We start from the raw sequence: 10,436 nt of genomic DNA, 5'->3' as shown, positions 1-10,436 counted from the left end.
CCTTAGTTTTGTGATCTCGGTAACAGTATAGGAGGTAGCTCAAGACAATGCTGATTACGGTTGACCCGCCTCGCCACGATTCTTTTTATGAGCTAGATCTAAAAATTAAAGTTTCACAATTAACTTAATATGAAATAAATGTTTTCATGAATTTATCGTTGTCAGAGACTGAAACCTTTTACCTTTCGCTGACAATGACTGTCGCATCATTGGTCGATTTTCTTGCAGTGGCACAATGACATTACCAACCCACAAGTATTCAGTACGACGCTGGTTGTCTTGAATAGGCGAATTACAACATCCTCGCGGAAAATGAGGCAGGAGTCTCGGTATGGGTATTGATCTAAATAGGTTTTGCGTTAATCGTAAAATTGCACCCAATCTAACTATCGAACAATTTTTTCAGTTAATGGCGCGTTGTGGTCTGAATAAAGTTGAAATGCGTAATGATATGCCCAGTGGAAAGGTCACCGATTCCCTCTCGGCACTGCAGGTTAATGCTTTGGCAGAAAAATACCGTCAGGAGATAGTAACAATCAATGCGGTATATCCATTCAATCAGATAACCAGCACCTTGCTGGAGAAAACAGAAGGGTTGCTTAAAGAAGCGAGAGCTATCGGTGCTCAGGCGTTGGTGCTTTGCCCACTCAATGACGGTAATCCTATTTCACTCGAAGACACCGTCAGCGCCATGCAAACCCTGGCCCCCTTATTCGAGAAATATGGTATAGCCGGTTTAGTGGAGCCCCTTGGCTTTGAAATGAGCTCCCTGCGTTCCGCCGTGCTAACACAAACGCTGATCCGAGAAGCTCAGGTGCCATTCAAAATTGTTTTGGATACCTTCCATCACTACTTATACGTGGAAGATGAAGTCAATTTTGAGACCAAAATCGATATCAGTCTCATCGGTTTGGTGCACGTATCTGGTGTAGAGGACGACAGAAGAAAAGCGTTGCTGACCGATGAAGAACGTCTGATGCTTAGCGAACGAGATTTGATGAAAAATATCGAGCAAGTCTTACGACTTGAAAGATTAGGCTATCAGGGGATTTATTCGTTTGAACCCTTCTCATCGGTGCTTGCGGGCTGGAGTGAAGCGGATATTGAAAGAGAAATTCGCCAGAGTATTGCTCTGCTAACGCCTTAAAAGATTTAAAGCATAGTACTCCGCCACGCCTTCATGGCTGCCCTCGGTAAAACAGGCGACCGTCATTGGGTCCTCGCTGTCGGGAAAATGATAGACAGCGTTGACGCAAAACGGCCCAGCTCCCGAGTGCCCGATGGCGCGAACACCATCGGCTACGCGGCCACTCATCAGGCCAAGCGCGTAGCCACATTCGGTCCAAGGTCTTCCCTCAATAGCGCCCCCCAAAGGGTAACGCATCAGCATTTGCTCTCGTGTTGCAGTCGACACGAGTTTGCCGCAAAACAGCGCATGCAGAATTGACGCGGCGTCGCTCGCCGTGCCGATAAGGCAGCCGTGATACACCCAGCCGGGATGATAATGAGCGGCAGCCTTCCAATGCAGTGTGGCAAACTGTGCCTGAGTCGTCGCGAGCTCAACGCTGTGTAGTTCGAGTGGAAGGGAGATAAACTCAGCGACCCAATGAGCAAAGGGCTTTCCAGAAACGGCTTCAATATGCTCGCGTGCCAGCATATAACCCACGTTGGAGTAACACCAGCCGTTGCCCGGTGTGAATAACGGACCTTGGGCAAGTACCGCTTCAAGCAGCCTTTCACGCGGCCAGGGCAGCTGATTAGCAGCAACGTCGCGATGATATTCGGCTATCTGAGCATAGTCATTAAGCCCGGCGGTATGCATGAGCAACTGACGCAGCGTAAAGGCCTCACCCGCGAGCGGTGCATCTAAATCAATCACGCCTGCTTCAGAAAGCTTTAACGCACAAATAGCGATAACCGTTTTGGTAAAGCTCCAGTAAGGGAAACGGGCGTTCGGCAAAGCGCTGGTTTCCCTGCGCCCGCTCAAGCTAATAGAACACCAGTTAAAGATTTTGTCCGCCATTCACTTCCTCTTTTAAAAGGGCTTTCGTCCGGAAAGATATCGGACGCCTGGCGGCCCGAAGGTTTCCTAATGGGGTTCATTCGGCCGTAGATGAAAAATTTCACCCACTGCATAGGTCGTTTCCCCGTCTGCAGGGCGAAGGCTGATTTCGCCTTCGAGGATTAAAGCCTTGCCAGGCTCGTCATGTTGATAAGGCATATTATAACAAAACGAGCATAATTTATTTTGTTGTAGATAATTAATTAAATCGTTCTAGACTAGCGGCAACCCCAATGGAAAGGAGGCTTGCATGTTTAATTTAAAGGAAGTCAAATCAACATTCGAAAGTGATACTTATAACTTCTCCTCAAGACTTAAGCATTATATTAACAGTTCAATTGCAGACGTTAATGGGGATATCGATAACGACATCGACGCTATTTTATATGACGCCTATGAAACGTCGTTACCCGAAGCACAAAAGGTTATTCACAACGCATTATTTATGATTTACCAGATAAACCTGTGCTATCCCCTATCAATACCGGCTCAGCGGCAGTATGACCCTATAATTATTAATATAAAGAATAAGATTGAGGCCCGTTGGCTTTATCACGAGTTTAAAGATACGCCAAACCTCGAGGTACCGGCTAAAAATAAAAGTTTCGCTGAGTTCTTGATAAACCTGTGGAAAACGCATAACGCCTCACATCATCCCCTGTTCGACTTTATCGAGACTGATGCAACACAGGAACAGCTTTACCTTTTCCTCAAGAGTGACAGTGCATTAAATCTAATTTTCTTCGACCTTGTCGCCTATACGCTGATTGGATCTCACCCTGAGACCCGAGGAACCATAAGCGAAAATATATGGGATGAAGTGGGGCATGGCGATCGTTATTTCACCCATGTAAATCTGTATAAAGACCTGCTCGAAAGACGAGGCATAAATTTACCCACCCATCACTATGTCGAACTTTATGGCGCGGAGGCACTGTCCGGACATAATGCTTTTATGCTGGGCGGGGTAAATCGACGCCATTATTATAAATTACTCGGTGTCATGGCCATGACGGAGGTTTTGGATCCCCCGCAGTATTCAAAATTAGTAAAGGGCTGCACAAGGTTGGGGCTCACGGAACGAGACTTCCACTATTACGCCGAGCATATTGAAGTCGATATCAAACATGGTGATGACTGGCTTTATAACGTGATCAACGTCATTGTCAGCCAGCATCCTGAATCAAAGAATGAATTTTATCTCGGTTGTCTGCTGCGTCTGCGTACCGCCGAACGTTATTACGACCAGCTGCTGGAGGCAATGAAGGGCATCCCCGATTGCCAGACTATTCTGGCTCCATCCACGTCGATTTAAAATCAAACCAGCCGAGATTGTTAAGGTGAATCCCCTGCGCCTGTTCAGGCCCTTTCAGGCGCATCCAGTGGTGAAACAGCGGCTGTAACCAACCTTCACCGACTACATTTTGCACCAATTGCTGAGAGGTCAGCGTCTCTTCTCGCCACTGCTGCAACCACTGGTTGAAAATCTCGGCGTTACCCCCAGAAATGTGATCTTTTAACAGCGGCATGCCCAACAACCATGCTCCTACGTTCCAGGCTTCGGGAACGGGGAAATTAACTGTCCCCAACCACAGATCCGCTTTTACCTCTCCCGTTGCCCAGCGCTCATACTCTATTTCGATGAGCTCAAGCTCGACGCCTGAATCGGCAAGAACATCTCTCATATCGCCTGCCAACATCCGATATTCAGGATGCTGAGCGTGATAAGCCAACCTTAAGCGACAAGGCATCTGCGGTGCCTGCGATTTTCCGGCATCCATGCAGTGAAACCATGAAGGCAACAGGCTTCCGGTCGGCACCCAGAATTGTCGAATCGGCTCTATCAGTTTCTGTATTAACAGGTTCGGATTGAGTTTTTCGCGCAGCCAGCGTCGTTTTTCAATGCTCTGCCACTGGCTCGAGCGACTGTCGCAAAGCAAAAAATATCCTCCGCGCTCAAGAAACATCTCGCTTGAAAGGTCAGACGGTTTCCCCGTGAAATTCACCGCATGACCGGCGACATAATCCACGTCACTAATGCTTGAGCTCAGCCAGGCGGCAGACTCCGCGGGCACAGCGTTAAACGCTGTCGAATTGGTGGCTTTATCGCCTAATGACAGCGTAGCGAGATCTGGCCACATCAATACTTCCACCTCATCAAGCAGCGCCCGAAACCCGAAGTAGCGGTCATAGGCCTTTAGAAGCAGACGCCAGTCGTTATTTTCACTCACCTGATACGGCCCGGTCCCAATGGGATGTGCGGCAAAATCAGCACGCAACGCATGGTCGGCGGGCAAAATCAGCGCCGTCGGATGAGACAATAAAAGCGGAAGCTGCGGATCCTCCTGACTGAGCTCAACCACCACACTTAGCGTACCGCTCTGGTAGACCCGCTGAATATGAGAGAAAAGAGGCTGCTGCGCACAGCGAGCCAACGACTCAACGACATCCTGGCTGGCCAGCTCACGTCCGTCGTGAAACAACACGCCCGGCCGCAAATAGAATCGCCAATGTCGCTCGTCAACCTGCCGCCATTGGTGTGCGAGGTCAGGCTCAAGCGCGCCAGTATCCTCATTGATGCGGGTGAGCCCGTTGAAAATTTGCCGCACCAGATGCACTTCGGAACGACGCAGCGGCGTTCCAGGGTAAAGATTCGGCATAGTGCGATAATAGGGTATGCTAAGTGACTGATACTCATTGCGAATGCTATAGCCCAGCTTGCTACGAAGCAGCGAAGTCACCAGTTGCTTTTCTTCGCCAAGCAGACTTATTGCCTCGTCAAAACTGCCCTCGCCTATGAGCTTATCAGCCTTTTCAACCAGCAGCTGATGGGCATTTCTCAGCAGAGTCAACCGCGACCGATGCCCCCGCCCTGCAACCGATAGCCAGTCAACCCAACCTAATGTCTGCATCTGCACCAACAGGCTACGCATGTGCCTTTTACTACAGTGCAGTTTATCCGCTAACTCCTGCAGGGTGGTACTGCCGCTCTGTGCCGGGAAAACGTCCAGCAGGCGCAGATATTGTTGTTCAAGCCGACGACTGGCCATAAAAGAGGAACTCCAGAGCATAAAATGCAGCAGTTTTTAATCTCACCTTTTTAGGCCATTATTTCCAAAACCGCAACGGCTGATGGTTAAAGCAAAGGTTCCATCCCGTTTGATAACAGAAATATTTATCTTAAGGCGTTCGTTATGACTAAACATTTAAACAAAGACACCACTATTTGCATGTCACTGGCCGCCAGACCGAGTAATTTTGGCACCCGTTTTCATAACTATCTCTACGATGCGATGGATCTCGATTATTTGTATAAGGCCTTTACTACCCGGGATTTGAAAGCAGCCATTGGCGGCGTTCGCGCATTGGGCATTCGTGGTTGTGCTATCTCAATGCCGTTCAAAGAGGAATGTATTCCGATGCTCGACGAGCTAGATGCTTCCGCAAAAGCCATCAACTCGGTCAATACCATTGTTAATAACGACGGCTATCTCAAAGCCTATAACACCGACTACATCGCCATAGCTACCCTGCTGAAGCAATATCAGGTCCCCACCGACTTTACCTTTGCCCTGCGCGGCAGCGGCGGCATGGCTAAAGCGGTGGCCTGCGCACTCAAAGATGCTGGATTCAACAAAGGGGTGATTGTTGCCAAAAATGAAAAAACCGGCCCTGAATTAGCCAGTCTTTATGGCTTTGAATGGCGCAAAGAGATGGGAAATCTCAACGCGGATCTGCTGATCAACGCAACGCCAATCGGTATGGCAAATGGCGAAGACGCCAACAAACTTTCGTTTACCGAGCAGCAGATTGAACAGGCACAAGTCATCTTTGAGGTCGTTGCTCTCCCTGCAGAAACGCCGTTGCTCACCTATGCAAAAAGCAAGAATAAGGCCGTCATTACTGGCGCTGAAGTTTTTGCGATTCAAGCCGTTGAGCAATTTGTTCTCTATACCGGCGTCAGGCCCGACGATGAGCTGTTTCAGCAGGCTGCACATTACGCACGCGCCGGAGCCTAAACACAGCATCACACCTCAGTCTTTTATATAAAAAAAACCTATCGATACTCGTTATCCGATGACATAAAAATAGAAGGCGTACCCTATGAATAATGGCATTTATAAACATCTCATGACCGGCGTTTCGCATATGCTTCCTCTGGTTGTCGCCGGAGGACTGTGCATAGCTCTCTCTTTTGTTTTTGGTATTCAAGCATTTAAGGAACCCGGCACGCTCGCTGCCGCCCTGATGGACATCGGCGGTAAAGCCGCCTTTGCCCTGATGGTGCCGGTATTGGCAGGATACATCGCCTTTTCTATTGCCGATCGCCCCGGGCTCGCGCCAGGTTTAATAGGCGGCATGCTGGCAAGCTTAGGAGGCGCAGGATTTCTGGGGGGCATTGTTGCCGGTTTTCTTGCCGGCTATACCGCTAAATTCCTGATTGAGAAAATCAGGCTCCCTGCGGAGATGGACGCGCTAAAGCCCGTTTTAGTCGTCCCATTGCTGGCAACGTTGTTCACCGGACTTGTCATGATTTATGTGGTTGGCGGACCCGTTGCCGCCGCCATGAGCGCCCTCACCACGTTCCTTGCCAGTATGACCACGGCCAACGCCGTACTGTTGGGCATATTACTCGGCGCGATGCAGTGCTTCGACCTCGGAGGGCCTGTTAACAAAGCCGCCTATACTTTTGGCGTCGGCCTGCTTGCATCGCAGACCTATGGTCCGATGGCCGCCATTATGGCAGCAGGCATGGTGCCGGCATTGGGAATGGGCGTTGCGACCTGGCTTGCAAAATCCAAATTTACCCAGTCTGAACGTGAAGCCGGAAAGGCATCATTTGTCCTCGGGCTGTGCTTTATCTCCGAAGGCGCAATCCCCTTTGCGGCTCGCGACCCTATGCGAGTTATCCCCTCCACCATGACCGGCGGTGCCTTGGCAGGTGGCCTGTCGATGTTCTTTGGCTGCACTTTGATGGCTCCACACGGCGGACTTTTTGTTCTCGCGATCCCCCATGCCGTGGGCCACGTCGGCATGTATCTGCTTTCTATTATTGCTGGAACAATAGTCACCGGCGTGATGTATTCGGTATTAAAACCGTCAAGCGTTGATGTTAAGGAAGAGGAAGCTACAGCGGAAGGGAGTTCCGCTTTTAAATAATAAAAGCAAGCCCAGACTGACCGTGAAAAAAGTGAGTTATGGGCTTCTTTGAAAAGTCATCCTCGAAATAATAACAATGATTAATCCTCTCTCCCTCAGGCAATGAAAATGGCCCTGACAATTCCTCTTCAATCCGGCAATGTGAAGGATCCTCCCGCTAAATTATTGGGTTGTGCCTGCTCATCAATCTGTTCTTACTTTATAAAAGCAGCTGAATCGATTTCATTATGAAAAATTTCAGCCCACTCACTTCACAGTGTTGAATGCAAAGAATTATAAAAAACATTTAATATTGTGATGAGAATCCTAATTCAGACAGCTTTCGATCATAATTAACGTCCAAGTGATAATCCTCACGTTTTTAACTCCTCTAACTTTGTAGTCTGCGGTTGGTTCAAGCTAAATCAATTCAGCTAAAGGGAATGAGTGATGAAAAAACATATTCTGGCAGGCGTCGTTTTGGCATTAATCAGTGGACAAGTCGCGGCAAAGACGTGGGTGCTGACCGATGCTGACAGCAGTACGGAACAGGGAAATTGGCAAATAAGCAGCGCGCAGCTGAAGTTAGAAGGTGAGCCCTTCAGCATCGAACAAAAAGTGCTTCACGGCGGGAAACAAGAGGGATCAAAGGTCATCACCGTAACCAGCAAAGATGGGCTCACTATCCTGCTTAGCCCGACACGCGGCATGGACTTGCTCCGTGTCACCGGACATGGCATCCGTTTAGGCTGGGATTCGCCGGTAAATGAGGTCGTTAATCCGGCCTATATCAATCTTGAGAGTCGAAACGGGTTAGGATGGCTGGAAGGTTTCAACGAGATGATGGTGCGCTGTGGCTACGAATGGACCGGGCACCCCGTCACTAAAGATGGCGTTATTTATACGCTTCACGGTAAAGCCGGTAATACGCCAGCGTCAAAAGTTGAGGTCATTGTTGATGATCAAGCACCACACGAGATCCGCATTCGTGGTTTATTAAAAGAACATACTTTTAAGAAAGCCAACCTCGAGACATGGACTGAACTGCGCTACGTGCCGGGCAGCGACTCATTCACTATCCATGATGTGCTGACGAATAAAGCTGATTATCCGCATGATTATCAAATAATTTATCACAGCAATTTCAGCACGCCTATCCTCGAAGAAAACGCACGCTTTATCGCGCCACTCGAATCAGTCTCACCGTTTAATGACTACGCCAAAAAAGGCTTAAATAACTGGGCAACCTATGGCGCACCAACCAAAGACTTCGACGAGATGGTATTTAATCTCAAGCCTAAGGCAGACAGCAACGGTAAAACCGTCGCGGCCGTCATTAACAGCAAGGGAGACAAAGGTGCATCAATCGAGTTTGATACCCATCAATTGCCTCTGCTAACGATGTGGAAAAATACCGATACGCTGAAGCAGGGATACGTTACTGGTATCGAACCAGGCACTAACTACGCTTATCCTGTCACCGTTGAGAAACAACAAGGCCGAGTTAAGCAGCTTCAGCCGGGCCAAACGGCAGAATTTACCCTGATCTATTCCCTGTTAAAAGATGCTGCGGCGGTACAAAAAGTCGAGCAACGGGTTAAAACGTTGCAGGGCAATGAACCCGCGAAGATTGATGAGAAACCGATCGCCGTAGAATAACGGCGGTAAGAGATAAAATCAGAAGCCACATGAAGTAATCCGTGTGGCTTCTGAGGAGGCTAATACGCAGACTTATTGACGAATCCTTTAAATATGCTCAGACATATTATTTTCAAGTCCAGGCTCAGGCTCCAGTTGTGGATATAATCAAGATCAAAATCGACCCTTTTTTGCATTTTATCCAAAGTATTTGTTTCACCTCTCCAGCCGTTGATTTGAGCCCAGCCGGTTATTCCAGGTTTCATTTTATGGCGTAGCATATAGCCTGATATCATTTTTCGATAAAGTTCGTTATGGGCAATTGCATGCGGACGAGGTCCAACAATCGACATACTTCCCTCAAGAACATTTATAAACTGTGGTAATTCATCGAGTGAAGTTTTACGTAGAAAACTGCCAAGGGGCGTTATACGGCTATCACCCTTTTTAGCCTGAATGACATCATCACCATTTTCCATAACGGCCATGCTTCTAAACTTCCATACCGCAATTCCCCGCCCATCAATACCATATCTCTGCTGTTTAAAGATGATAGGCCCAGGAGAAGTTACTTTCACTAATATGGCGATAAGTATGAAGATAGGTGATATAAACAATAAAATGGCTACGGATAGAATGATGTCCTCAAGTCTTTTGATAAGTTTGTTCATACCAATCATTGGAGTATCGACAAGGGAAACAACGGGCACACCATCAATTTCCTCCGTGCGCGAATGAAGTAAATCAAACATGAAAATATCTGGAATAAGTACGACGGTACAGGTTGAATCAGCAAGCTCTTCGACCACATCTCTAATTATCTTCTCTTGAGTCATGGGTAATGCAATATAAACACGGTCGATTTTACCTAGCTTGGCATCAATGATTAATTGTTCAAATCCCCCTCGCTTTGGAATAGTTGTATCTAATGTCGTCTCGCTGTCATCATAAACACCTAAGACATTAAACCCCATCCATTGGGCATCACGTAAAGACTCCGCGAGCTTAAGACCTACCGGCATAGCGCCCATAATAGCCACATTACGCGTGTTATAGCCTTTATTACGAAGATAGCCGATGACGAGCCTTATAATTACCCTCGATACAACAAGCCCAAGATATACCGTAAGGAACCATACCGAAAAAATGACAAAGTTTTCATATTCCGCATTGAGAATGGATAAAAAACCAAAGGTCATTAAAATGGTTAAAATCCAGCTCTTTATTACAATCTTAAGTTCATAACTCAGCCTAACTCCACGCCATGAACGATAAAAGTCAGTAAAGCTGCCAATCATCTGGAAAGCAATAATTGACGCCAGGACTCTGTTAAGATCTTGATACATGAACTTTTCGTCAAACAGCAGGCGTGTAAGATACAGTCCAGAGAAAATGGTCAACACATCCGAGACAATTTGTATGAGCGATGTGACCGGTGCACTATAATGGAATTTTCTCCGTCGGAAACTCGTCATATCATTCCTTTTGAAGATCATGGATACATGTACCTACAAGTATGACTGCGTCTAATTCAATTCTAGGTTGGGCATAAAGAAATGTTGCCCACACTAAAATAAAAATTAACTATTTATAATAC

General features: G+C 47.5%; 7 protein-coding genes and 1 pseudogene. 5 read left to right on the top strand and 3 right to left on the bottom strand.

Features of this window, described 5'->3' with window-relative positions; translation table 11 throughout:
* The first annotated feature begins 331 nt into the window (after positions 1 to 331).
* On the top strand, positions 332 to 1,147 hold the full coding sequence (locus BS640_RS21705; RefSeq protein WP_084913319.1) for a TIM barrel protein: 816 nt from the start codon (positions 332 to 334) through the stop codon (positions 1,145 to 1,147).
* Here the strand turns inward: BS640_RS21705 and BS640_RS21700 are convergent.
* The gene (locus BS640_RS21700; RefSeq protein WP_084913318.1) at positions 1,136 to 2,023 is read right to left on the bottom strand and encodes a serine hydrolase domain-containing protein; all 888 of its coding nucleotides are present in this window, start codon (positions 2,021 to 2,023) and stop codon (positions 1,136 to 1,138) included. The genes BS640_RS21705 and BS640_RS21700 overlap by 12 nt on opposite strands.
* A 289-nt stretch (positions 2,024 to 2,312) precedes the next feature.
* On the opposite strand from BS640_RS21700, the gene BS640_RS21695 reads away from it, so the two are divergent.
* Positions 2,313 to 3,377, top strand: a complete 1,065-nt coding sequence (locus BS640_RS21695; RefSeq protein ID WP_017491476.1) for an iron-containing redox enzyme family protein — start codon at positions 2,313 to 2,315, stop codon at positions 3,375 to 3,377.
* Here the strand turns inward: BS640_RS21695 and BS640_RS21690 are convergent.
* Entirely contained in the window at positions 3,349 to 5,112 is a 1,764-nt protein-coding gene (locus BS640_RS21690; RefSeq protein WP_017491477.1) for an SgrR family transcriptional regulator, read from the bottom strand. The genes BS640_RS21695 and BS640_RS21690 overlap by 29 nt on opposite strands.
* Positions 5,113 to 5,256: 144 nt before the next feature.
* Between BS640_RS21690 and BS640_RS21685 the strand changes: the two genes are divergently transcribed.
* The 3 genes and pseudogenes from BS640_RS21685 (at position 5,257) to BS640_RS21675 (ending at position 8,860) form a co-directional block, all read left to right on the top strand.
* The gene (locus tag BS640_RS21685) at positions 5,257 to 6,081 is read left to right on the top strand and encodes a shikimate 5-dehydrogenase (protein ID WP_017491478.1); all 825 of its coding nucleotides are present in this window, start codon (positions 5,257 to 5,259) and stop codon (positions 6,079 to 6,081) included.
* A 94-nt stretch (positions 6,082 to 6,175) separates the two neighbouring features.
* Positions 6,176 to 7,222 (top strand): annotated as a pseudogene (locus tag BS640_RS21680) (fructose-specific PTS transporter subunit EIIC); the annotation flags it as partial.
* A 429-nt stretch (positions 7,223 to 7,651) separates the two neighbouring features.
* The gene (locus BS640_RS21675) at positions 7,652 to 8,860 is read left to right on the top strand and encodes an aldose 1-epimerase family protein (protein WP_017491480.1); all 1,209 of its coding nucleotides are present in this window, start codon (positions 7,652 to 7,654) and stop codon (positions 8,858 to 8,860) included.
* Positions 8,861 to 8,919: 59 nt separating this feature from the next.
* Here BS640_RS21675 and wcaJ read toward each other — a convergent pair whose 3' ends face one another.
* Positions 8,920 to 10,314 (bottom strand): undecaprenyl-phosphate glucose phosphotransferase, encoded by a 1,395-nt coding sequence (gene wcaJ / locus BS640_RS21670; RefSeq protein WP_084913317.1) that lies wholly within the window; start codon positions 10,312 to 10,314, stop codon positions 8,920 to 8,922.
* Positions 10,315 to 10,436 lie beyond the last annotated feature (122 nt).

Source organism: Rouxiella badensis (genome assembly GCF_002093665.1).
Taxonomy (GTDB): Bacteria; Pseudomonadota; Gammaproteobacteria; order Enterobacterales; family Enterobacteriaceae; genus Rouxiella; species Rouxiella badensis.
This window is presented reverse-complemented; position numbering and strand designations above follow the sequence as displayed.